General features: G+C 63.6%; 18 protein-coding genes, 2 pseudogenes and 1 riboswitch. Of the genes and pseudogenes, 12 read left to right on the forward strand and 8 right to left on the reverse strand.

Features of this window, described 5'->3' with window-relative positions; genetic code table 11:
• The first annotated feature begins 18 nt into the window (after positions 1–18).
• From malQ to ACQCSV_RS02585, 3 genes are all read left to right on the forward strand, one after another.
• Positions 19–2,286 carry a 4-alpha-glucanotransferase gene (gene malQ / locus ACQCSV_RS02575; protein ID WP_354156210.1) on the forward strand — a complete coding sequence of 756 codons (2,268 nt, stop codon included), beginning with the start codon at positions 19–21 and terminating at the stop codon, positions 2,284–2,286.
• Positions 2,252–2,509: a hypothetical protein gene (locus ACQCSV_RS02580; RefSeq protein ID WP_426939116.1), complete on the forward strand. Its 258-nt coding sequence runs from the start codon at positions 2,252–2,254 to the stop codon at positions 2,507–2,509. The genes malQ and ACQCSV_RS02580 overlap by 35 nt, the downstream gene beginning before the upstream one ends.
• A gap of 252 nt (positions 2,510–2,761) precedes the next feature.
• Positions 2,762–3,589, forward strand: coding sequence for a putative protein N(5)-glutamine methyltransferase (locus tag ACQCSV_RS02585; RefSeq protein ID WP_354156209.1), 828 nt, complete (start codon positions 2,762–2,764; stop codon positions 3,587–3,589).
• Between the two features lie 238 nt (positions 3,590–3,827).
• Here ACQCSV_RS02585 and ACQCSV_RS02590 read toward each other — a convergent pair.
• The 3 genes from ACQCSV_RS02590 to ACQCSV_RS02600 all read right to left on the reverse strand — a co-directional run bounded on the left by ACQCSV_RS02590 (position 3,828) and on the right by ACQCSV_RS02600 (position 6,636).
• A protein-coding gene (locus tag ACQCSV_RS02590) for an IS3 family transposase (RefSeq protein ID WP_354163281.1) occupies positions 3,828–5,098 on the reverse strand; the annotation gives its coding sequence in 2 pieces (ribosomal slippage) (positions 3,828–4,813 and positions 4,813–5,098; 1,272 coding nt in all).
• Complete coding sequence (locus ACQCSV_RS02595; protein WP_426939117.1) at positions 4,984–6,288, reverse strand: DUF222 domain-containing protein; 1,305 nt, start codon at positions 6,286–6,288, stop codon at positions 4,984–4,986. The genes ACQCSV_RS02590 and ACQCSV_RS02595 overlap by 115 nt, the downstream gene beginning before the upstream one ends.
• 75 nt (positions 6,289–6,363) lie before the next feature.
• A complete protein-coding gene (locus ACQCSV_RS02600) occupies positions 6,364–6,636 on the reverse strand; it encodes a hypothetical protein (RefSeq protein ID WP_426939118.1) in 273 nt (90 codons plus the stop codon).
• A gap of 137 nt (positions 6,637–6,773) precedes the next feature.
• On the opposite strand from ACQCSV_RS02600, the gene ACQCSV_RS02605 reads away from it, so the two are divergent.
• On the forward strand, positions 6,774–7,355 hold the full coding sequence (locus ACQCSV_RS02605; RefSeq protein ID WP_426939119.1) for a DM13 domain-containing protein: 582 nt from the start codon (positions 6,774–6,776) through the stop codon (positions 7,353–7,355).
• Positions 7,356–7,506: 151 nt separating this feature from the next.
• Here ACQCSV_RS02605 and ACQCSV_RS02610 read toward each other — a convergent pair whose 3' ends face one another.
• Positions 7,507–7,941, reverse strand: a complete 435-nt coding sequence (locus tag ACQCSV_RS02610) for a hypothetical protein (RefSeq protein ID WP_426939120.1) — start codon at positions 7,939–7,941, stop codon at positions 7,507–7,509.
• 107 nt (positions 7,942–8,048) lie between these two features.
• Positions 8,049–8,315, reverse strand: a complete 267-nt coding sequence (locus tag ACQCSV_RS02615; protein ID WP_248763117.1) for a GlsB/YeaQ/YmgE family stress response membrane protein — start codon at positions 8,313–8,315, stop codon at positions 8,049–8,051.
• 205 nt (positions 8,316–8,520) lie between these two features.
• Between ACQCSV_RS02615 and ACQCSV_RS02620 the strand changes: the two genes are divergently transcribed.
• From ACQCSV_RS02620 to ACQCSV_RS02640, 5 genes are all read left to right on the forward strand, one after another.
• Entirely contained in the window at positions 8,521–9,240 is a 720-nt protein-coding gene (locus ACQCSV_RS02620) for a hypothetical protein (protein ID WP_426939121.1), read from the forward strand.
• 141 nt (positions 9,241–9,381) lie between these two features.
• Entirely contained in the window at positions 9,382–10,587 is a 1,206-nt protein-coding gene (locus ACQCSV_RS02625) for a site-specific integrase (RefSeq protein WP_354253268.1), read from the forward strand.
• Between the two features lie 2 nt (positions 10,588–10,589).
• Positions 10,590–11,549, forward strand: a complete 960-nt coding sequence (locus ACQCSV_RS02630) for a tyrosine-type recombinase/integrase (RefSeq protein WP_426939122.1) — start codon at positions 10,590–10,592, stop codon at positions 11,547–11,549.
• Entirely contained in the window at positions 11,546–12,586 is a 1,041-nt protein-coding gene (locus tag ACQCSV_RS02635; RefSeq protein ID WP_354249669.1) for a tyrosine-type recombinase/integrase, read from the forward strand. Before ACQCSV_RS02630 ends, ACQCSV_RS02635 begins: the two co-directional genes overlap by 4 nt.
• A 228-nt stretch (positions 12,587–12,814) precedes the next feature.
• Positions 12,815–13,204, forward strand: coding sequence for a hypothetical protein (locus ACQCSV_RS02640; RefSeq protein ID WP_426939123.1), 390 nt, complete (start codon positions 12,815–12,817; stop codon positions 13,202–13,204).
• A 138-nt stretch (positions 13,205–13,342) separates the two neighbouring features.
• Here ACQCSV_RS02640 and ACQCSV_RS02645 read toward each other — a convergent pair whose 3' ends face one another.
• The 3 genes and pseudogenes from ACQCSV_RS02645 to ACQCSV_RS02655 all read right to left on the reverse strand — a co-directional run bounded on the left by ACQCSV_RS02645 (position 13,343) and on the right by ACQCSV_RS02655 (position 16,497).
• Positions 13,343–14,203, reverse strand: a complete 861-nt coding sequence (locus tag ACQCSV_RS02645; protein ID WP_426939511.1) for an aldo/keto reductase — start codon at positions 14,201–14,203, stop codon at positions 13,343–13,345.
• Between the two features lie 165 nt (positions 14,204–14,368).
• Positions 14,369–16,228: pseudogene (locus ACQCSV_RS02650) on the reverse strand (rhamnogalacturonan lyase); the annotation flags it as partial.
• A gap of 146 nt (positions 16,229–16,374) precedes the next feature.
• Positions 16,375–16,497, reverse strand: a complete 123-nt coding sequence (locus tag ACQCSV_RS02655; protein WP_354223918.1) for a hypothetical protein — start codon at positions 16,495–16,497, stop codon at positions 16,375–16,377.
• Between the two features lie 27 nt (positions 16,498–16,524).
• On the opposite strand from ACQCSV_RS02655, the pseudogene ACQCSV_RS02660 reads away from it, so the two are divergent.
• The 3 genes and pseudogenes from ACQCSV_RS02660 to ACQCSV_RS02670 form a co-directional block, all read left to right on the forward strand.
• Positions 16,525–16,872: pseudogene (locus tag ACQCSV_RS02660) on the forward strand (IS110 family transposase); the annotation flags it as partial.
• A 582-nt stretch (positions 16,873–17,454) separates the two neighbouring features.
• The gene (locus ACQCSV_RS02665) at positions 17,455–19,260 is read left to right on the forward strand and encodes a beta-galactosidase family protein (protein ID WP_354223916.1); all 1,806 of its coding nucleotides are present in this window, start codon (positions 17,455–17,457) and stop codon (positions 19,258–19,260) included.
• 326 nt (positions 19,261–19,586) lie between these two features.
• A riboswitch (SAM riboswitch) is annotated at positions 19,587–19,709 on the forward strand.
• 435 nt (positions 19,710–20,144) lie between these two features.
• Entirely contained in the window at positions 20,145–21,392 is a 1,248-nt protein-coding gene (locus ACQCSV_RS02670) for an amidohydrolase family protein (RefSeq protein WP_354223914.1), read from the forward strand.
• The last annotated feature ends 957 nt before the right edge of the window (positions 21,393–22,349 follow it).

The raw sequence follows: 22,349 nt of genomic DNA on the forward strand, positions 1-22,349 counted from the left end.
AGGCGAGGCGGACATTCCATGAAGACTCCAGACCAGCAGCACGCTCAAATTTTCGGCACACCGGCACCGTCGGGCGGCGGCGATGCCGCCGGTCATGAGCCCGTGGACCATCAACTCCTCCAGAGTTTGGCGGACGCGCACGGCGTGGGCACCTCGTTCCACGGCTGGGACGGGCTGCCGCACAGCGTCGCCGCGGAGACGCTGATCAAGGTCCTGGCAGCGCTGGGCGTCCCCGCTCACACGAACCAGCTGATCGAAAGTGCCTTGGTCGAGGCGGAAGTGGCGCCGTGGCGGCGGATGCTGCCCCCCGCCGTCGTGGTTCCGCAGGGCGAATCCGCGCTGGTTCCCGTCCACGTCCGGGACGGGGCCACGGCCCGCCTGCACGTGGAGCTTGAAACGGGCACGGGCGAGCCGGTGGACGCCGTCCAGCAGGATCTCTGGGCGACGCCCCAGGACGTGGATGGCGTGGCCACCAGCCGGGCCACCTTCGCGTTACCGGAGGGGTTGCCGCTGGGCTGGCACACGCTGCGGGCAGAGTCCGACGGCGTCATAGCCGAGGGTGCGCTGGTGGTGGTTCCGGCGCGGCTCACCACCGCCGATTCCTTGGTGCAGCGTCGGGGATGGGGCCTGGCCACGCAGCTCTACTCCGTGCGGTCCAAGCGGTCCTGGGGGATCGGCGACTTCGCCGACCTCGCGGATCTGGCCACGCTCAGCGGGGCCCGTGGTGCGGACTATGTCCTGGTCAACCCGCTGCACGCCGCGGAACCCGTGCCGCCGGTCCAGCCCTCGCCCTACTCGCCGTCCACACGGCGCTTCTTCAACCCGCTGTACATCCGGGTGGAGGCCATCCCGGAAATCGCCTACCTGAAGCCGCGTAAGCGCGCGGCAGTGGACAGCCTGCAAGAGCAGGTCCAGGCCCTGAACAAGGACGGCGAACGGCTGGACCGCAACGCCGTGTATGCCGCCAAGCTCCAGGCCCTCGAACTGCTGTATCACGCCCGGCGCTCGCCCGCACGGCAGGCAGCGTTCGACGAATTCTGCCGGATCTCCGGCTCAGGCCTGGATGACTTCGCCCTGTGGTCCGCTATCCGGGAAGACCTGGCACCGGACCATCCGCTGTGGACCGATCCGGACTGCGCGTTGGGCTCGCCCGACGCGGAGTCGCTGCGCGGAAAGCTGGCGGACAGAATCGGGTTCCACCGCTGGCTGCAGTGGATCTGCGACGAGCAGCTTGAGAACGCGCAGCAGGCGGCGCGCCGGGCCGGGATGCGGCTGGGTGTGGTGCACGATCTCGCCGTGGGCGTTGACCTCAGCAGCGCCGACGCCTGGACCCTGCGTGACGTCCTGGCTCCCGGGATGAGCGTGGGGGCGCCGCCGGACATGTACAACCAGCTGGGCCAGGACTGGAACCAGCCGCCGTGGCATCCCTCCCGTCTGGCGGAGGCCGGCTATGCACCGTTCCGCAACATGCTCTCCACCGTGCTTCGGCACGCCGGCGGCATCCGGGTGGACCACGTGCTGGGCCTGTTCCGCCTCTGGTGGGTGCCGGCTGGCAACTCCCCGAGTGACGGCGCCTATGTTACGTACGACCACGAAGCACTGATCGGCATCCTGGCGCTGGAGGCCCAGCGTGCCGGCGCCGTGGTGATCGGCGAGGACTTAGGAACCTTCGAACCGTGGGTGCGCGACTATCTGGCTGCCCGCGGCATCCTGGGCACGTCCATCCTCTGGTTCGAGAACGACGGCGATTCGCCCCTGCCACCGGAACGGTACCGGACGCAGGCCCTCGCCAGCGTCAACACCCACGACCTGCCGCCCACCGCGGGCTACCTGGCGGGCGACCATGTGGCGCTCCGCAGCAGGCTGGGCCTGCTGGAACGCTCTGAGGCGGAGGAACGGGCGGACCACACGGCTACGCTGGAAAAGATGATGGGGCTGCTGCGGGAACGCGGCCTCCTGCCCGAGGATGGGGGCACGTCCGGCGCCTCCGCCGAGGGGAACCACGGCAGCACCGGCAGCACCGGCAGCGAGGAACGCACCATAGAGGCGCTGCACCGCCTGCTGGCCCAGACGCCGTCGGTGCTTCTTGGCGTGGCGCTGGTGGATGCCGTGGGGGAGCGGCGGGTGCAGAACCAGCCCGGCACCACCGAAGCGCTGTACCCGAACTGGCAGGTCCCGCTCGGTGATCCGGACGGGAAGCCGGTGTTCATCGATGACCTCCCTGCCAACCCACGGTTCAACGCCTTGCTGGGTGCCGTCTCTGAAGCGCTGGGGGATCCTCAATGACCGACCGGGCCAGTACTCGTCGTGGGAGGCAGATGGATCGTTGGTCGTTGCTGCGGGCAATGGAGGCGTCGACGCCGTGATCACCTCGGCAGCGGGCTATCCGAGGCACCGCAAGGCGGACACCCCCGAGACCGATGCGGTGGGCAACATCAACCTCGTGGGGGCGGCGACCCGTTCAGGAAAGGGCGGCTCAGCTGGATCGGATCGCCGCGGATCCCATTGACCTTTGTGCTTACCGCCGACTCGTAGCCTGCAGTGACCGCCCTGGCCCGTCGTGAGCAGCTGGATGACGTGGTCGTAGCGGGTGCGTGTTCACGTCAGGAGACCTTCCTGTTAGTGGCGTTGCTGTCCAGGCTGCTGTTGGAGTTGCGATTGGGTGGCGTCAGTTGTGGACATGCCGCCGGAGCCAAGCTTGGCGTACATTCAGAGGCGGGCGATGGTGCCCGGAGCCCGTCAGCTCGCGGAAGGTGTAGCCATGTCAGCCACTGAACTTCACGTAGAGTCCCTTTTGGGGATCGCTGAGCAGCTTCGCTCGGCGGGGTGCGTCTTTGCGGAGGAGGAAGCCCAGCTTCTCCTGGCCGCAATGTTCGATCCGGCCCAGATCGCTTCGGCGGTCCGAAAGCGCATTGCCGGGTATCCACTGGAGCACATCCTCGGCTGGGCAGAGTTCTGCGGTCTCCAGGTTGAGCTCGATGCCGGGGTTTTTGTACCGCGCCGCCGGACCGGGCTCTTGGTGAACGAGGCCGCATCCCTGCTCTCTGCGGACCGGATGCGGGAGTGCCTGGATGGTTCGGAGCCCGCCGTAGTTGTGGACCTCTGTTGCGGGTCGGGTGCCGTGGGTGCTGCCATCGCCTCCCGGATTGCTGGCCTGGAACTTCATGCCGCGGATATTGACCCGGCGGCGGTGGCCTGCGCCCGCCGGAATATCGGCCGTGCCGAGGGTGACGTCCACCAGGGCGATCTGTTCGAGGCACTGCCGCCCACCATTAAGGGCCGGATCAGTGTGCTGGCTGTCAACGCCCCTTACGTCCCCACCAGTTCTATCGATTCCATGCCCCATGAGGCGCGCGAGCACGAACCCTTATGGTCGCTGGACGGCGGCGCTGACGGACTCGACTTCCACCGCCGCGTCGCTGCGGAGGCCAACGAATGGCTGCGGCCGGGCGGGAATCTCCTCATCGAAACCAGCGAACGGCAGGCCGCCCGGACGTCGTCGATCCTGGCGCATGCAGGATTCGCGGTGAGGACTGTTCGTTCGGAAGAACTGGACGGCACCGTCGTCGTCGGACGGGCCCGGTCTTAGTAACGGTGCGCCGGCAGGTACCAGTGCCTGCGGTGGCGGCTGCCCTTTGGCGCTGCGCTCAAGGCATTCCGTGTTGTGGCCGCCTTTTCGCGTTATGGCAGCGTCTATTCGCGCTGGGGTGGTGGGGGTGGTGGTTTGAAGTAGTGGTTTTGTTGGGGTTTTGGGTGGGGTCGATGTGTGGTGGGGATGTGAACCAGGGGATGCCGTTGAACCGCGCTGGGTTTGATGGAGACTTCGTTTATGCAGTCTGCGTTGACAGAATACACGTTTGTTGATGGGTGGTTTCAAATTCCGTTGGCGGAATGTCCCCGATGCTTGTGTGCAGCCGTTCGGTGTTGTACCAATGGACCCAGCGGGCCGTTTCGGACTCGACGTGCTGGCGTGATTTCCAGGTGGTGAAGCGGTCGAAATCGATCAGTTCGGTCTTGTACAGTCCGATGGTCGATTCCATCAGGGCATTGTCGTACGCGTCCCCCACGGTACCGATTGAGCCCTCCATGCCCGCAGCGACCAGATGCTCGGTGAGCATGACGGAGGTGTACTGTGACCCGGCGTCGCTGTGGTGTATCAGCCCGGTCGCGGTGAACTCGCTGTCGGTACGCCGGCGCACCGACAGGGCCTGTTGGAGGGCATCAGTGACGAGGGGCGTCTCTTTGCTCATCGAGGCCTTCCAGCCCAGGATCCGCCGTGACGCCGCGTCCGTGACGAAAGACACATAGCAGAACCCCGCGTACGTCCAGACATACGTAAAATCTGCGACCCAGATCCTGTCCTGGACGCCGGTATTCCACTGGCGTTTCACCCGGTCCGGGAACCTTGCCGCCAGGTCATCACGGCGGGTGGTGAAGGTCTTGTGTCCGCCGCGCAGCACACCCCGCAGCCCTGCGGCACGCATCAGCCGTCCGACCCGGTCCCGGCCGATCTCGTGGCCTTCACGCAGGAGCTTCTTCCACATTTTACGGACACCGTAGACGCTGAAATTGGCTTTATGGATGGTCTTGATGATGTCGATCATTTTCCTGTCTGAGAGTTCGCGTTTGGACACGCCGCGCTTGATGGCGGCGTAGTAAGTCGACGGGGCAATCCTGGTCCCGTGCTCGGTGAGCACGGCGCAGATCGGTTCGACGCCCCATCGCAGGCCTTTGGCGTCTTTACGGTCCTTGTGGGCCGTAATGAAGGCAACTATCTGGTGTGTGGCCGGTCGATCTCGGCCGCGAAGAAAGCCGAGGCCGCCTTCAGGATCGCGTTGGCCCGGCGCAGCTCGGCGTTCTCGCGCCGCAGCTTCTTCACTTCGTCGTTCTCCGCCACCGTCGCCCCGGGCCTGGAACCGGTCTCGATCTCGTGCTGGACGATCCAGGGCCGCATCGTGTCCGCGCTGACGCCCAACAGGGCACCTACGTGCTTCCGGGCGGCCGTTTCCGACTCGCCGGCAACTTCACCCCGGCGCTCGAGATACATCCGCACCACGCGGGCCTTGGTTTCCTCATCAAATTTTCTACCACTTGCCATGACTCTATTCTCCGTGTGAGGTTAGAGTCTCCATCAAACCCAGGGTGGTTCACGTTGCGGGTGTGGATGGTCCATTGTTCTTTGTGGATGAGGTGGTGGTGGTGGGAGCAGAGGAGGGCTCCGTTGCTGACGTTGGTGGGGCCTTGTTGGGACCAGTAGGTGATGTGGTGGGCTTCGCACCAGGGGGCTGGGATGGTGCAGTTGGGGAAGGTGCAGCCTTGGTCGCGGGCGCTCAGGGCCAGGCGTTGGGCGGGGGTGAAGAGCCGGGTTTTGCGGCCGAGTTTCAGGATTTCGCCGCTGGTGTCGAGGAGGACGGGGATGATCTCGGCGTCGCAGGCGAGTTTGCGGAGGGTGGTTGCCGCGACGGGCCCGGTGAAGGTGAAGCTGCCGGCGCCCGTGGCTGTGCCCGCTCCCGTGCCAGTGGCAGTGCCGTTGCCGGTGTTGTTGGCGTCCGTTCCTCGGCGTTGGGCTGTGGCTGGGTGGGGGTGGAGGTCTTGGTAGTTAATGGTGGCGAGGATTTGGGGGCGGTTCCCGCCGGTGGTGGGGAGTTCGTTGGTGCTGGGGGCGGCTTTGAGGGCGCCGATGATGCCGTCGAGTCGTTTCTGGGAGCGGGTGCGCCGGTCCAGGCCGGGGTCTGCGTTCTGCCAGATGTCATTGGCTTGCCCGGTGGTGCGGGGGTTGGTGGCGGTGTTCATGACGGTGGCGAGGTGTTCGTATTGGTCGGTGGTGGCGAAGATTTCGAGGTGGTGGAGGCCATGGCGGGGTTTGCGGATGAACGCGCCCTGGGTGTGGCGGAGTGCTTCTTCGGTGGGTTCGGTGCCGTCGTCGTCGAGGGTGTTGGCCCAGCGGCGGGCGACGCGGGCGAGGAAGTCGGGGTCCGTGGTGGCGGCGGTGCGGGTGAGGTCGTGTTCGATCCGGTCCAGGGTCTCGGGGGTGGTGTGGTGCTTGAGGCGGTCCAGGGTGGCGCTGATGATGGTCCCGGCGCGGGAGGAGACCACGGGCCCGGACCCTGGAATGGCTTGCGGGTTTAGGGCGGCGTCTGCGGTGGTGGTCTCTGCCGGGCTGGTGTGCGGGCTGTTCGTGGCGTTTGGGGGTGAGGGCTGCGGCGAGGTGGATGCGGCGGGTGGCTTCGCTGCGTCCGATCCGGATCCGGAGGCGTAGGAATTCGGCGGTGTTTTTGCAGCCGTCATCGGCCGGGGACCGCGGTATAGGCCAGCTGGTGGTTCCGGCGGTGGTCCCGGCTGGCCAGCCGGTGTCGGTTTCGTTCAGGGTTTCGGCGCCGTTGTCCCAGCCGGTGGTCCGTGACCGGGTGGTGCGGGTGGTTGCGGCGGCCGTGATGGCGTGGGTGCGGTCCGGGAGAGGTCCTCAACCAGTCCGGCGAAATCGGCGGCGTCGACGTAGCTGGCCATCGCCAGCGTCCCGGGCGCAGAAGCGACGGCAGCGTTCACCGCAGCCAGGCCGGCGTCGGCCGTTAGAACAGCGACGGTCGTGCCGGCGTCGTCACTGTTCTCCGCAAGCTGATCCCTCGAAGCTTCCATGGGAATACTGTGCCGTAGGGGTACGACATTGTTGCGCGTGCTGGGGCCGACGCCCAAAACGCCGCACGCCCGGTTATGGCTGGTGCGTTGCGCCGGTCAGCCGATACACGGACGATGAGTCCATGAGGGAAAAGCCCATGAGCGGAACGCGAACTCCAAACCGGCGCCGGATCTGGATCGTCGCTGTGGTGGGGGTCGCGGCGGTAGGACTGGTGCTTGGGCTTGTGCTGTTCAAGCCCTGGCTCCTCTTTGTGGACGTGAAGGTCGATGGACAGCTTCCCATCGTGGCCAGCGGTCCCGCGCAAGCACAACCTGCTACGCCTGCACCCTTTGCGCCGACGCTGACGCCGATACCCGTGCCTGCAGGTCCGGTGCAGCTTGCTGTCGGTACGCTGATCAGCCATGAACACGCCACCACGGGAACTGTCCGGATCGTCCGGCAGCCTGACGGTGCCAGGCTACTCTCGCTCGAAAACCTGGCTACGTCCAACGGTCCGGACGTGCACGTCTGGTTAAGTGCCGCGCACGTGGTGGAAGGGACGGCCGGGTGGTTCACCGCCGGCTCCGCTGATTACAACGACCTCGGCCTGATCAAGGGAAATCTGGGCAATCAGATTTATCAGATCCCCGCCGACGTGGATCTGTCGAAGTACCGCTCGGTTGACCTGTGGTGCGCTCAGTTCAGCGTGTCGTTCGGTGCTGCCGAGCTGGCTCCCTGAGTCAGGGCATGTGGCCATGACCTGAGACGCTTCTGGCCGCCGCGTCCCCCAAGGAGCGCGGCGGCCAGCAACGACTATTTTTAGCACAATTTCAACGTTGCTTCCGTGTCACACGGCGAATCCCGCGTAATGTCCCCGCAACGATCCCGGATCATTCCCGCCGAGGGTCAACATTCATTGCTGCGCCGGCAGTAGTGGCGCCGCCTTCACCGGACCAGTCCTGGCCCTCGTTGTCAGTGAACGCGGGGTCGGACTCGACGTCCGATGCTCCCAGGTTCATCGATTCACCCACCGAAGTGCCGGCGTCGGACGTTTTGGACTTGGTGTTACCCGACGCGGCGTCGTGGTGGACGGCGGAGCTGATGACTGTGCCCGCCCGGCGCGCCGCCTCACCCAGCTGGTCCGCCACGTCGGGAGCCTTCTCCTTGATGGCCTCCGTGGCGGCACTGACTTTGTCCTGGACCGGCTTGCTGTCCCAGATGCTCGTAGCCCTGGCCTTGAGCTTGTCGTACGCTGCCCGGCCGGACCGTGATCCCAGGACGTAACCCGCCGCGATTCCAATACCTAATAGAAGCTTTGATTTCATTGTGAACTCCTGCTCGTTGAGAAGGTGTCATTCCCCGGTCCGAGTGGCCGGGGAAAGAAAACCGGCCCCGGGAGGTCCCGGGGCCGGTGTTCATGCCGGTAACGAAGTTAGCTGCGAACGCTGCGCTTCGTGATCATGCCGTAGACAAGCAGCACGATGATCGAGCCGGCGATCGCGAGCAACCAGGTCTGCAGCGAGAAGAACTCCTGCAGGCCGGTACCGAAAATCATTCCGCCAAGCCAGCCACCCAGGAATGCGCCGACGACGCCCAGGATGAGGGTGATAATCCAGCCGCCACCCTGCTTGCCTGGAAGGATTGCCTTAGCGATAGCGCCGGCAATAAGGCCAAGAATCAAAAATGCAAAGAAACCCATTTTGTCGTTCCTTCTTCCTACATCAAGGAGGTACCCGTATCCCGGGCACGCTTCATCCTTCTGCCTCAATACTAATCATGCTTAGTATCTTTTCGCCACTCTGCGCGTTGACTCATAGAAAACCTCCGCGTAGCCGGATACGTTGCCTCATTTGAAAACCTCCGCGTAGCGGCGTGGTTTCCGGCAGTTGCAGCGGATGCGGGTTATGCCCGTTTTCATGGAGCTCACGATGGTCCAGCGGCAAGCTGTGACAAAGAAGAAAGCCCTCGCCTACAAGAGCGCGGATCGTGCAGGGAAGTCCCGGATCCTGAACGAGCTGGTCGAACTGACCGGTTGGCACCGCGATTACGCCCGGACCGCCCTGCGGGAGGCCCTGGTCCTGAAGATCGTCAAGCCCAGACCGGGCCGGACGCCGGTCTACGGCCCTGATCTGCTGCCACCCCTGGTCATGTGCTGGGCGGTGCTGCGCGCTCCTGCCGGCCGGCTTCTGGCCCCGATGCTGCCGGTCCTGGTGCCGCTGCTGCGCCGGGACAAGGAGCTGGTAGTCACCGACGCGCAGGCGGATCTGCTGATGCGCATGAGCGCGGCGACCATCGACCGCAAACTCGTCGGTGAACGGGCGAAACTCTTCCCGCGGGGCCGCTCGCACACCAAGCCCGGCACCCTGCTGAAATCCCAGATCCCGGTCCGGACCTGGGCCGAATGGGACGATGCCGTCCCGGGATTCGTGGAGATCGATCTGGTCGGCCACGAAGGCGGCAACAGCTTCGGGGAATTCTGCTTCACCCTGACAGTGACGGACATTTCCACTGGATGGACCGTGAACCGTTCCGTGAAGAACAAGGCCGCCAAATGGGTCTTCGAGGCCCTCGAACACGTCACCGCGGTGTTCCCCTTCCCGATCATCGGCATCGATTCGGATTAAGCCGAGGAAAACGCTAAGCCGAATGGAGTCGCTGTGGTCCCGGGTTTCGGGGGATTTAGGAACTTTTCCTCGGCTTAGCGCTTTGACTAGATTTTGGCGTTACCTTCGTCGTATCCGTAGGCCCAGCGAAGGGAACGCGTCATGGAATCGACAGTTAGTGGGATTGGTGAGCTGGTGGTGGCCTGTCTGGAAGCGGTGGGCTACAAGCAGTCGACGATACTTGAATACAGGAAATGGCTTCGCCGCTTGGAGCTGCTCGCTCAGAAACAGGACGGCCTTTACACCATGGAGCTCGGTGCGGAATTCGCGTCGATGACCACGAGCCCACGGACCGGCAGATTCAGTAGCCAGCGCCGAAAATCGTACGGCCGGTTGGTGAGGTTGCTGGATTCCTATGTCCTCACCGGTTCGGTGGATCTTTCCACCATGCGGCGTGACGGCGGCGAACCCGCTCCGCAGTCCGAGGAGTTCATCCGGTCGTTGGCCGCCTGGTCAGTTGAGATGGGGCAACGCAATCTGGCGGTAGAGACTCGAAACTCGTACATGCGTGAGGTTCGCGGCTACCTCCTCTACCTGGAAGCGCAAGGAGTAACCTCGCTGCAGGAGGCCAAGGGTGCCAGCGTGCTGGGATTCCTTGAATCGTTGCGGGGACGCTGGGCCGAGTCCTCGATGTGGGTGGCGGTCATCAATCTGCGGGCCTTCCTGAAATTCTTGGGACGGCGCGACTTGCAGGACGCCCTGGGCCTGGCCAACGCCAAGCGCCATCACGGGATCGTTCCAACCCTGGGCGATGAAGATCAAAGCGCTGTTCTCCAGGCCTGCACCCATGGCTTGGTTCCGGCCCGTGATGCGGCGATCACTCTGCTGGCGTTGGTGACGGGGCTGCGTGCCTGCGACCTGATCGCCCTGCGGTTGAGTGACATCAACTGGAGGGAATCAACGATCGGGATCGTGCAGCAAAAGACCGGCAATCCGCTCACGCTTCCCTTGCTTCCGATGATCGCCGAAGCGCTGGCGGCGTATGTCCTCACGGAACGTCCTGAGGTCCGGAACGACCACGTATTCTTGCGCTCCTTGGCACCCCACACCGAGTTCTCGGACCACGCGTCCATCTATGAAGTGACCCGACGAACCTTTAGCGCGGCCGGATTGGACCGCATCGATGCCGGGACGAGGCTGCTGCGCCACAACGCCGCCACCAGGCTCCTGCGTGCAGGAACCCCGCTGCCAACGATCTCGGCCGTTCTTGGGCACTCTGCCCCGGATTCCACCAACAGATACCTCGGCACGGATACCGAGCATCTGCGCGCATGCGTTCTCACTCTCCCGATGCCGCAGGGAGCATGAAAATGAACAAGCCACAATTCACCAGCGCGCTCGGCCCCGACCTGGAGCGTTACCTTGCCTTCAAGAAAAGCATGGGAATCTCCTGCGACGGCCGGTTCTGGTACTTGAGGAGTTTTGACCGATACTGCACGCAACGTTCGCTAAAGGACCTTGACCGGCCCACCGTTGAAGGATGGGTTTCTTCCCGGACCACCAGTCTCCCGAACGGCCGCCGGTCGTGGCTGTCATACATCAGGGACTTTGGCCGTTGGGAACGACTCAATGGCGATGAGGAAGCCTACGTTCTGTCTGACGAGTGGAGATCCGACCTTGTCCGCCCGCAGCCATACCTGCTGACGAACGAGGAGATCACCAGGTTCTTCGATGCCGCGACACGGTTGGACACCAGATCCCCGTGGAGATGGCAGGGACTCGCGTTTTTCGCCCTCATGCATTCGTGCGGGTTGCGCACCTGCGAGGCGCGAGGGTTGATGCCCGGGGACGTGAACCTGGCCGCAGGCGTCATCGACGTGCTCTGGTCCAAGGGCAACCGCAGCCGACAACTTCCCCTCACCGGCCAAGTCGGTGAGATCCTGGCCGAATGCGACCGGACCTCCCGGAAAATCTTCGGCGCGGACCGGGCGGCTTTCTTCGTCTCCACGGTTGGCGCCCAGGTGTGCCCCAATGCTATTGGGAACGCGTTCCACAGGATCTGGGACCAAGCCGGGCTGCCGCGCCCCAGCGGAGGGAAACAGCCGAGGCCCTACGACTTCCGGCACCACTTTGCCTACGCCAACATCGAACGCTGGATGGCCGAAGGCACCGATGTCAACGCCATGCTGCCCTACCTGTCCAGGTATATGGGCCACGCCTCGCTTCAGAGCACGTACTACTACATCCATACATCCCCGGATTTCATGAACGGCTACGCCGATATCGTCCGTGAAGGCCAGGGAATTCTTCCCGAGGTGGGATTCGAATGAAGCGCGACACCAAGCACGACACCCCCAACTTTTGGGGCTACGCACGGAACTACCTGCACGAATACATGCCCCAGGTCAGGAACCTTTCCCAGAAAACCGTCGAGGCCTACCGGATCTCCCTGGAATGCTTCGTGGACTACCTCGTGGACGAGCAATCCGTCCAGCGCAAGGACATCGGTTTCGACCACTTCGATCGGACATTCCTCAAGGCATGGCTGATCTGGATGCGGGAAACCAAGAACTACCAACCAAAGACGGTGGGCCTGCGCCTGACCGCCATCAAGGCGTTCCTGCGCTACGCCTCCCAGGAGGACCTCCGGCTGGTGGCCCTGCATGAAGCAGCCACGGCGCTCAAGGCCCCAGCGGTGCCCAAGAAGCCGATCGACCACCTGCAGAAGCACGAAACCGCCGCGATCCTGGCGGCCTTCACCGGCTCCACCCCGAAGTCGCGGCGCAACCGCATGCTCCTGATCCTCCTCTACGAGTCCGCGGCACGCATCAGCGAAATCACCGCCCTGACCCTGAATGGCCTGAGTCTGGCGAAACCGGCCCACCTGACGCTCACCGGGAAAGGAAACAAGAGCCGCGTCGTGCCCCTTGGCGACAAAACCGTCGGGCACCTGCAGGTATATCTCCAGGAGTTCCATTCCCGGCCAGCAACCCTGCCGGCCACGCGTCCGCTGTTCAACAGCCTCCACCAGGGTGAACCGACCCGGCTTTCGGAAGACAGCGTCGCAGCGATCCTCAAGAAGGCCGGCGACATCGCCCGAGGCTACTGCCCCACGATCCCGGTCAAGCTGCACTGCCACATGCTGCGCAAGACCAAGGCCATGGATCTTTACAAGCAAGGGATCCCGCTGCCGATCATCATGCAACTGCTCGGACACGAAAGCGTGAGCACCACCTCGGCGTTCTATGCCTTCGCCACCTTGGACATGATGAAAGCAGCCATGAACATGGCAACACCCGGCATCAGCCAGAGCACCGTGGAATGGCTCAGCGAGGAAAACCTGCAGAAGCTCTACACCCTCCGGTAGCCCCAGAAATGCTAAGCCGAGGAAAAGTTCCTAAATCCCCCGAAACCCGGGACAAAACCGGCATCGCTCGGCGTAGCGTTTTCCTCGGCTTAATCCGAACTAAGCCGATATCGGCTTAGTTCGGACAACGGCTCGGAGTTCATCAACGAGCACCTGCTGGCCTACTGCCATGCGCAGCAGATCACCTTCACCCGGTCCCGGCCGGGAAACAAGAACGACGGCGCCCACGTGGAGCAAAAGAACTGGGCCAGGGTCCGGGAACTCGTCGGTTACCTCCGCTACGACACCGCCGCGGAACTGGCGAAACTCAACGAGATCTGGGAGCTGGACCGGATCTTCACGAACTATCTGCTGCCCCAGCAGAAACTCATCGAGAAGCAGCGGCACGGCGCGAAAGTGACCAAGAAGCACGACGCACCTGCCACACCCCACCACAGGGCGCTCCGGCACGAGAGGATGCGCAAACGCCCGATCATCCGGATGAACGCAGCCTTCAAACAGATCAAACCAGGCGCCCTCTCACGCCAGATCCTGGCACTCACCGGCCAGCTGGAAATACTCTCCCGGGCAAAACAACCCGCCGCCGCCAAACCCATCAACAGGGCCTGGAACAACTGAAGAACCGGAGGTTCTTCAATGAGGCAACGAAGCCATCAACCGGAGGTTTCCAGACGAGGCAACGAATCAGTCTTCCCGGAGGTATTGCAATGAGGCAACAGGCTCTGCATCAGGGCAGGAAGCATTGTCGCGGCCCTGTCAGTGCCCTGTCGTGTCCGAATCGTTGCCGGCGCCTGGCCCCTCGTCCAGGATGGCAAGTTCCGCGAGATCCTGCCGGTCCAGGGCGAAGTCGAAGATGTCCAGGTTTTCCTGCATCCGCTCGGGATTTCCCGATTTGGGAATGACTACAAGTCCCTGCTCAATATGCCAGCGCAGCACCATTTGAGCAGGCGTCTTGTCGTATTTTTCGCCCAGCTGCGCAAGCAGGGGAGCGCCCAGCAGGCTGGCCCCTGAACCGCCCAGCGGGCTGTAGGATTCGGTGAGAATTCCGTGCCCGGCATTGAACTCCCGTTCCGTCTGGCGGGTAATCGCCGGGCTCAGCTGGATCTGGTTCACGGCAGGCACAACGTCGCTTCCGGCCAGCAGCCGTTCCAGGTGTGCAGGCTTGAAGTTGGAGACGCCGATGGACCGGACTTTGCCCTCCGCCTGCAGCCGCTCGAACGTTTTCCACGTCGACACGAAATCATCACGCGCAGGGAGCGGCCAGTGGATCAGCAGCAGGTCCACGTAATCCAGTCCCAGGCGGGTCAGCGACCCGTCCAGTCCCAGGCGGGTCAGCGACCCGTCCAGCCCCGCCGCGGCGCGGTCCTCGCCTTGGAACTGGCCATCCAGCTTGGTGGTGACGAAGATTTCGCTTCGGTCCAGCCCTGCTGCGCGGATACCGTTCCCAACGCCTTCTTCATTGCCGTATTTCACTGCCGTATCGACGTGCCGGTACCCGGCTTCCAGGGCATGTACGACGGCGGCGGCCACCTGTTCGTCGTCCAGCGGCCAGGTGCCGAGTCCCAGCTGCGGGATGCTGTAGCCGTCATTGAGCATGATGAGCGGTGAGAGAGTCATTTCAACAGTCTGCCGTGCTTTCGCCTTCCTAGCCTTCGAATGCCCGGAGAATGTTTCCGGCATGGTGGTCGAGCGCTGTTCGTGCGACGACGGATGCCTGAACGGGCTTCTTTTGCTGGTCCAGGAACTTCGCGATGCGCTGGATGCCCTGCGCCGCCTGGGAGGCGCCAGGTAGAAGTCCGTGTAGGACGGCTGGTTGTAGCTGGTGTTCCGGCGAGCAACTTCCGCCCGGTACTGCGGGTCGTGCATGAGTGTGTAGAGCTTGTGGTTGGTCACTTCTGTACTCATGTACATCCGGAGCGCTGAGCTGTCGGCCGTCCGGACCAGCATTTCCTCGCGCCAGTCACCCACTACGTCAGCAACGAGGCTCGGCGTGCCTTTGGTGCCGTTGTTGGTCCGGGTGTCCGCGGCGGTGAGCAGCCTGCCGCGCTTCCAGTCGTCAATGGTGGGGGTCTGGTCCCCGGAGCCACTGATGATCTGCGTCGTCATGTCGGCAGCCCATTTGATGCTCATGTTGGTGCCCGGGGTGGTGGCGGAGAGCTTGTCGCCGTCGGCCGACTGCATGCCAATGGCCCAGTTTTCCATGCCGGGCACGGCGGGATCCACGTCGCCGATCATGCCGCGGCCGGTGTCCTTCCCGGAGTAGGCGCCAAACAGCACCTCGCCGGTGGCGGCGTCGCGCATGGCGTAACCGTAGGGGGCGTAGGTTCCGCCCTCATGCACAGTGAAGATTTCCTTGCCGGGGCGGGCGGGATCGATGTCCGTGTCATGCATGGCGTCGCCGTGACCCAGCCGGGCCTCCTCTCCTGGGGTGGCGCTGCCGCCGGGCATGGTGTCGGACGAGCTGTACAGCAGCGAGCCGTCGTCGTCGATCGTTGCCGAGCCGTACACTATTTCCTGCTTGCCAATCACCGTCCACGTCGGAGGCGCTGAGGGAGTGGAAGTCCTGCGTGGTGAGCGTGCCGAACTCGGGGTCTGTGCCGTCCCGGCCGTGCGGGCATTCGTTGAAGGGGTTGGTCATGGGCGTCCAGCCGGAGTCGACATTTCCACACCGGGGAGAGGTTGGCGCCGTCCCAGGTGTAGGCCGCCAACGTGCTGCGGGTGTAGTAGCCCCGCGCGAAAACAGCGGCGGGTCTCTTGCCGTCCAAATACGCGACGCCGGCCAGGAACCTGTCCACGCGGTTGCTGGGCTCGATCCGTGCCATGGCCTAGTCGCCCCACATCAGGCGGTCGTCGTGCCTGCCGGGCTCATACGCTACGGTCTTCAGTTCCTTGCCCGTGGCGTCCTCAAAGACGGTGAGGTATTCCGGGCCGGAAACGATGAAGCCCTCAAGGGCCCGTAAAGCGTTCTGGACACTTCGGGCCGGGGCGTAGACATCCATGAAGTAGTCCGTCACCGCTTCGGCATCTGACCGGGACAGCGCGTACTGGTAGTGCGGGGCGATGCCGAACGCTTCCTCCAGGGTGGCGGGCCAGTTGCCGGCCTTGACCTCAGGGTGGTCGCTCCAGCCCATGAACGTGCCCACCATGTGCTGGTAGTAGTCGGCGGCCACCGAGCCGTCCGCATAGTAGGAGGTGGTCTTGGTTCCCGTGGCTGTCTTGAATATCATCTCCGAGCGTCCGTCGCCGTCGAAGTCGTTCACCAGCATCTGGGTGTAGTGGGCGCCGGACCGGATGTCGACGCCGAGGTCGATCCGGTGAAGCAGTGTGCCGTCAGCCTTGTAGGTGTCCACGTAGGTGTTGCCCGTGTAGCCCACCTGGGAGGGAGTTGTTCGGATCCCACTTGACCACGAACTCGTACTGGCCATCCCCGTTGACATCTCCGACCGAAGCATCGTTGGCCGGGTAGGTGTACGCCTGGCCGACGGGTGTCACGCCGTCGGCCGGCTTCTTCAGCGGGATGTCCTTGAAGTTGCCACCCCACGAGGTGGCGGTGGCGCTCCCGTCCAGTTCAACGCCGCCGACGACGGCACGCACGTCATATGCCGACTGCGCGGTTCCGCCGGCGTCAACGTAGGGGCGGCTTGTGAAAAAGTAAAATATCCGACGCTAGCGCGATTTTCCGCAAGAAATGGGCGTCCACCGACCTGGAACGTCCGGTTCGCAGCCAAGGGCCGACGTTCGCAGTGAGATGTGTCAAGGAAGTGAGACAGTCGGTGGGTTTTTCAGGGTTAGGCAGCGCCCGGAAGTCGGCTGCTGCCGGTCTTGAAGCCGGCTATCGCGGTGGCCGGCGGCAGCCCGTCGTTGTTCGTGTGCGGGCGCCAGCGGTCGTAGAGCACCTCGATGTAGCGCATGAGGCCACGCCGGGCTGACTGCCTCGTGGCCCGCGCCTGGACCACCCGGCGGTGTTGGATCTGCTGCGGGCTTGGCCGACGCCAGAAGCCTTGCGCGATGCGGGTCGGCGCCGGATCGGGAACCCGGCTCAAGAAGCTTTCGCCCCGGATGGGTGAACGCCTCGCCGGCGAGATCATCGACGCCTGGATCAGCAAACGGTCACCGTGATCGACCCGAACGCGGCCACGATCGTCCTGCCCAGCTCGCCCGGATGCTTGCCGCGAATCGCGGGACGCCGTCTTCGCCGGGTCGAGGCCCTTGTGAAGGGCCCCCCGCTTCACCCGGTCCTGACGTCACTCCCGGCGGTGGGCGTCAGGACCGCAGCACGGATCCTGGCCCGGCCGAACAAGACCTAGTCACCCCTCGGATTAAGCGTCCACCTCTTGCATGTCGGTTGCCGGGCACTTATTGTTGTTAATCGATTAACTATGATGTTCAGGTCACATGTTGGAAGGATGGAGAAAGTCGTGGAGAAGCCATCTTTCCCAAGCGGCGGGCTGGGGAATCATTTGCAGATTGACAGGGACCTGCTGCAACAGTGGACCCTCCCGGCCGATGTTTTGTAGCGACGATAATCCCGCCTTCCAAAGGAATGAGGAGAATTCAAATGACCAAATCTGAGGTGTCCGCCGACCGGCGGTGCATTCATGGACGTCGAACTGACCCTCCAGCCTTTGGGGTCTGGGCGTTCTCTCGTCTGAACCGGATGTGTCGCGTAACCTGTCGCGTAACCTGTCGCGTTCGGTCACTCTTGATGCCGATGCGTAACGGCCAGTCGGATCGGCCCCCTGGGGCACGGGTCTGCCGGAGCAGACCCAGCTGGTTCCCGGCCCCACAGACAGCTGATCGCTGCAAACGCCCGTCAGGATCGATTTCGAGGAGCACTGTACATCGTGAATCGCTATAACGTTTCTCCCATGCCTAAAGCGATTCTGAATTATAGGGACTCGGTGCTTTTTCGCGCGGGGGAACGTCACCAAATTCTGGCTGGAGCGATTCATTATTTCCGGGTTCATCCGGATCAGTGGCAGGACAGGCTCCGGAAGCTCAGGGCCATGGGAGCGAACGCCGTGGACACGTATGTGGCGTGGAATTTCCACCAGCCCCGGCGTGACCAGGCACCGGATTTCACAGGGTGGCGGGATCTTGGCCGCTTCATCGACCTCGCCGCAGACGAAGGGCTGGACGTGATCGTCCGGCCCGGACCCTATATATGTGCCGAATGGGACAACGGCGGCTTCCCGTCCTGGCTGACCGGAATCCCCGGAATCGGCCTGCGCTGCCTGGACCCAGACTTCACGGGGGCCATCGAGGAATGGTTTGACCTTCTTCTGCCCATCGTGGCCAGCCGCCAGACCTCAGCGGGCGGTCCGGTCGTGGCGGTGCAGATAGAAAACGAGTACGGCAGCTACGGCGATGACCACGACTACATCCGGTGGAACCGCCGCGCACTGGAGGAACGGGGAATCACGGAGCTGCTGTTCACCGCCGACGGCGGCAACGACTACTTCCTGGACGGCGGCGCCATCGAGGGAACCTGGGCGACGGCAACCCTTGGCAGCCGCGGCGATGAAGCCGTGGCCACATGGCAGCGGCGCCGGCCGGGTGAGCCGTTCTTCAACGTGGAATTCTGGAGCGGCTGGTTCGATCACTGGGGCGAACGCCACCACGTCCGCGATGCCGCCGACGCAGCCGCGGAGATCCGAAAGATCCTGGACCTTGACGGCTCAGTTTGTATTTACATGGCACACGGCGGCACCAACTTCGGCCTTGGATCCGGCAGCAACCACGACGGCAAAAAACTCCAGCCGACCGTCAGCAGCTACGACTCCGACGCTCCCATCGCGGAGAACGGTGCGCTGACGCCGAAGTTCCACGCCCTGCGGACGGAGTTCTTCCGCGCCCGGGGCCTGGAGGGCAACAACGTCCCGGAACTGCAGACTGAACTCCTGGCAGCGGCACCTGTGCTGCCCGCACAGACCCTCCCCGTGGCACCGGGCGTGGAACTGTTGGACCTGGTCCGTGCGGCAGGGGAACCTGTTCAGAGCGTCAGGCCGCTGTCCTTCGAACAGCTAGGGCTGGACGCCGGCATGGTGCTCTATTCCGCCGACGCCGTGCTGCCGGGGCAACCGGGAAAACCTGCGGAAACACCGTTGAAGATCATGGGGCTGAACGACCGCGCCTACATCTGGGTGGACGGGGTTTTTGCCGGCATCCTCGATGACACCAACGCCGCCGAAGGCCTGAAGGTCACCGGCACCGGCACCCCCGCCAGGCTGGAAATCCTGGTGGAAAACCTCGGCCGGATCAATTACGGGCCATTAACGGGCCACGGCAAGGGCATCCTCGACGGAGTCCTGGTGAACCAGCGTTTCACCTTCCACTGGACCCAGACACCGGTGCCTTTGACCGAATGGGGTCCGGACGAGCTCGGGAGGCTTGCTTCGGCCGAGTTCGCGGTAGAGGCGCCCGCCGACACCTACCTCGCGTTGCCCGGCTTCGGGAAGGGCTTCGTTTGGATCAACGGCTTCCTGCTCGGCCGTTACTGGGACGTGGGGCCGCAGGCTACCCTTTACATTCCTTCACCGATGATCCGGCGCGGCGTCAACACCGTCAAGGTACTGGAGCTCGAAAAGTCCGGCATTACCGTCGAGCTCCGAACAGAGCCTGACCTGGGACCAGGCGGTCAGGGTCTGGTGCTGGCGGAAGAACTGGCGGACTGAGCTCGCCGTCTTTCGACTTGGCCGGCCCGCAAATGTACGCCACATTGGGGGAAGCCGTCCCAGAGGCAGACTCCGGGAGCGTCCAAACGACCTGCGGACGCCCCGGGCCGCCCCTGGCCCAGGCCTGCAAGCGGCGGCACAAAGACACCACTGTACGTCAGGGCAGCGGCCGGCACGACAAGGAGCGTGAGATGGCAGTGGGGCGCGCTGCCCTGGCGAACAGGCGCACTGTCAGCTCTCTGCCGATAAGGAAATCTTCCGTGAAGCGTCCCTGGTGGTGGCAATGCCGAGGAAAATCCAAATAATCGGGAGTAGGCTGCGATTTACTTCATGAGATGTGACGCCAAGCTCCGACTGGTCACACGCCAACCCCATGTTCAAGGGTGGATCGGATGAAGAAGCGACCAATCGGGAACTAATGACAAACCCCCAATTGGTAAGAGCACTCGTGAAAGGCCCCTAGTGTGCCATGAAACCGCTTCTGATTGCACCGTCTCGTCCGGCGCCATGGACGAGACCCAAGAAGTATGTATTCGGGTCCTGCCGATAGTGGACACGGTTTGCGGCCTCGTCGAATTCAAGGTCGGCGAAACATGGGAAAGATGCTGGACTACGGCTTCGCGGGAACTGATTCACAGGCTCTCCCATTCAATTCATCCTGCCCAATGGTGCGCCGAAAATATGCAGCTCATAGTTACGATTGCTTTGAGGGGGCAGCCTGCGGGGCAGCCGATTAGATTTCTCCTGCTCCGCGGGCACTACGCGGTTTGTGCGGATAGTGGTGGCGTACACGCGCGGACTCTGGGGACATCCTTGCCCGCTGTTTCGACCACGGCCGGTGCCATTGAGTCACTCGCCGGGGAAATGTGACGGAGAATCGATTCATGAGTTCTCCGGAAACACATTCGGCCACGCAACGCCGCCAGTTCATCGCGGGAACAGTCGTAAGCGACAGGCGTGTCACTGAAAAGGGTGTTCTCGTCGTCGAAGGTGACCGAATCGTCTACGCTGGGCCCACCGCCGCGTTCCATGAGACGCTATTCAACTACCCGGCGTCCGCGGAAACGGTCTGTCACGAAGTTCCGGCCGGCGGATTGATCCTGCCCGGGTTTATTGACCTGCATTGCCACGGCGGAAACGGCGGTGACTTCCCTAGCGGCGACGAGGTTTCAGCGCGGAAGGCCATCGACTTCCTGCATCGCTCGGGCACGACAACGCTCCTTGCCAGCATGGTGACAGCCTCCCGGGAGGACCTTTTGCGGGGGATCGAGCTCTTTGCCGGGCTCACGGACGAAGGACTCATCGAGGGCATCCACCTCGAAGGCCCTTTTTTATCGCGCGCCCGATGCGGCGCACAGAACCCGGAATTCCTCCTGTGGCCGAACTCTGAGCTCATGGAGGAGCTGCTCCAGGCAGCTGACGGCAAACTGGTCACCATGACGTACGCCCCGGAACTGCCCGGGGCGGCTAACCTGGTGGGCCTCATGACCAGGCACGGCGTGACCCCTTCTCTGGGACATACGGACTGCGATGACGCCACGGCAGCGGCCTCCCTTGTCGCGGCACGCGAAGGCCTTCTGTCGGCCGGTTTCGAAGGCATCCGCTCGCTTCCCACGGTAACCCACCTCTTCAATGGAATGCCTCCCATGCATCACCGCTCCCCGGGTCCGGTCGCCGCCTGCCTACGCGCCGCGCAGGAGGACAAGGCGATCGTCGAGCTCATAGCGGACGGCGCGCACCTTGATCCGGCCATCGTGACCACTGTGTTCCAGCTGGTGGGTGCCACCAACATCGTTCTGGTCTCAGACTCCATGGCAGCCGCCGGGCTTACCGACGGTAACTACATGCTCGGGCCTTCCCCCGTCACCGTGACAGGCGGTGTCGCCACGTTGGACGCCACTGGCTCCCTCGCGGGCGGTACAGCGACGATGCTCGATGTCCTCCGGCGAACCGTCGCGGCCGGCGTCCGGCTCGAAGACGCAGTACTCTCCGCTACGGCCGTTCCGGCCGCTGTCCTCGGCTTATCCAATGAACTAGGGGGACTCCGCCGTGGGCTCCGCGCCGATGCAGTTGTGGTGGACAGGGACCTCACACTGGCCGGCGTTCTCCGCGGCGGGAACTGGCTCAAGTGACCCCATGGCGGATATCAGCCGTCGCTGCAACGCTTCACGCACGGACGGTGGTGCTGCCGGTCCAGCCCCGGTATGGCCACATTTGAATTGAGAGGTTTCTGCTATGTTCGAGCGTGCAAGCGTCGGTTTGGATGTCCATGCCCGCGCCGTGGACGTGAGCGCCTTGGACCCGCAGAGCGGCGAAAATCGTTCACCACCGGATTAACCCGGACCATACCGAGAGTCATGCCTGGATCATCTCTCTGCGGCGGACCAGGAAGCGGCACGGGACCTGGGCCGTGCCCGGGAAGATGCCCACGGGGATCTCATGCGCTCCCGGCACCGGATCTCCAAGCTGCTGTTACGGCAGGGAATGGTGTATTCCGGCGGGAGGGCCTGGACTGGCAGCCGTGAATGCGTGAACGCCGCTACCCAGTGTTCCGCCTTTGGCGTCCGGGGCGTGAACCCTCGTTTCGATCAATGCCACTTGGTTGCTAACCCGACGGCCGCAGGGGCAGGCCGCTGTTCGGGCACGACCAAGGTCTGGCACTTGCGGTCCGGATCGCGTTGTTAATTCGGAAAGGCTGCCCGGCGGATAGCCGACGTGCCCTGATTGCTTTGCGTAGCCCGCGGACGCGGGATCTCACTGGCACACCCGGACCATAGCGGTCCGGGCAGCACCGAAAGCGTCGATCCGGCTGTTCCTTGACCACAGGCGCACAGAGGGCACCGACTTCGACTTCGTCCTCACCGGCCAAGGCCAATTCCTTCGTGGTCACTTGGCAAGTTCCTGCGGGAGCCAAGCTCCAAGTAGGCAGATCGTATCCGCATTGTCGGCGGCACAACCGGATTCGAGGTGATCGGTCAGCGCGTCGTGGTGCGCGTGGCTTCAAACAGGCGGCTGCCCCTCGCCACCGGAAAAACATGGCACGCACATCAATTTCAACCGGTTTCTTGCTAATGAGACGCCGATCACTT

The sequence above is a fragment of the Pseudarthrobacter sp. S3 genome (assembly GCF_050156905.1).
Taxonomy (GTDB): domain Bacteria; phylum Actinomycetota; class Actinomycetes; order Actinomycetales; family Micrococcaceae; genus Arthrobacter.

Coding starts and splice junctions, on each gene's coding strand:
- ACQCSV_RS02620 (WP_426939121.1), top strand. CDS start 8,521: ATGCCCGTTTTCATGGAGCTCACGATGGTCCAGCGGCAAGCTGTGACA.
- ACQCSV_RS02595 (WP_426939117.1), bottom strand. CDS start 6,288: ATGACGGCTGCAAAAACACCGCCGAATTCCTACGCCTCCGGATCCGGA.
- ACQCSV_RS02610 (WP_426939120.1), bottom strand. CDS start 7,941: ATGAAATCAAAGCTTCTATTAGGTATTGGAATCGCGGCGGGTTACGTC.
- ACQCSV_RS02605 (WP_426939119.1), top strand. CDS start 6,774: ATGAGCGGAACGCGAACTCCAAACCGGCGCCGGATCTGGATCGTCGCT.
- ACQCSV_RS02635 (WP_354249669.1), top strand. CDS start 11,546: ATGAAGCGCGACACCAAGCACGACACCCCCAACTTTTGGGGCTACGCA.
- ACQCSV_RS02630 (WP_426939122.1), top strand. CDS start 10,590: ATGAACAAGCCACAATTCACCAGCGCGCTCGGCCCCGACCTGGAGCGT.
- ACQCSV_RS02645 (WP_426939511.1), bottom strand. CDS start 14,203: ATGACTCTCTCACCGCTCATCATGCTCAATGACGGCTACAGCATCCCG.
- ACQCSV_RS02655 (WP_354223918.1), bottom strand. CDS start 16,497: ATGCGCTACATCGAGGTGCTCTACGACCGCTGGCGCCCGCACACGAAC.
- malQ (WP_354156210.1), top strand. CDS start 19: ATGAAGACTCCAGACCAGCAGCACGCTCAAATTTTCGGCACACCGGCA.
- ACQCSV_RS02665 (WP_354223916.1), top strand. CDS start 17,455: ATGCCTAAAGCGATTCTGAATTATAGGGACTCGGTGCTTTTTCGCGCG.
- ACQCSV_RS02585 (WP_354156209.1), top strand. CDS start 2,762: ATGTCAGCCACTGAACTTCACGTAGAGTCCCTTTTGGGGATCGCTGAG.
- ACQCSV_RS02615 (WP_248763117.1), bottom strand. CDS start 8,315: ATGGGTTTCTTTGCATTTTTGATTCTTGGCCTTATTGCCGGCGCTATC.
- ACQCSV_RS02625 (WP_354253268.1), top strand. CDS start 9,382: ATGGAATCGACAGTTAGTGGGATTGGTGAGCTGGTGGTGGCCTGTCTG.
- ACQCSV_RS02670 (WP_354223914.1), top strand. CDS start 20,145: ATGAGTTCTCCGGAAACACATTCGGCCACGCAACGCCGCCAGTTCATC.
- ACQCSV_RS02600 (WP_426939118.1), bottom strand. CDS start 6,636: ATGGAAGCTTCGAGGGATCAGCTTGCGGAGAACAGTGACGACGCCGGC.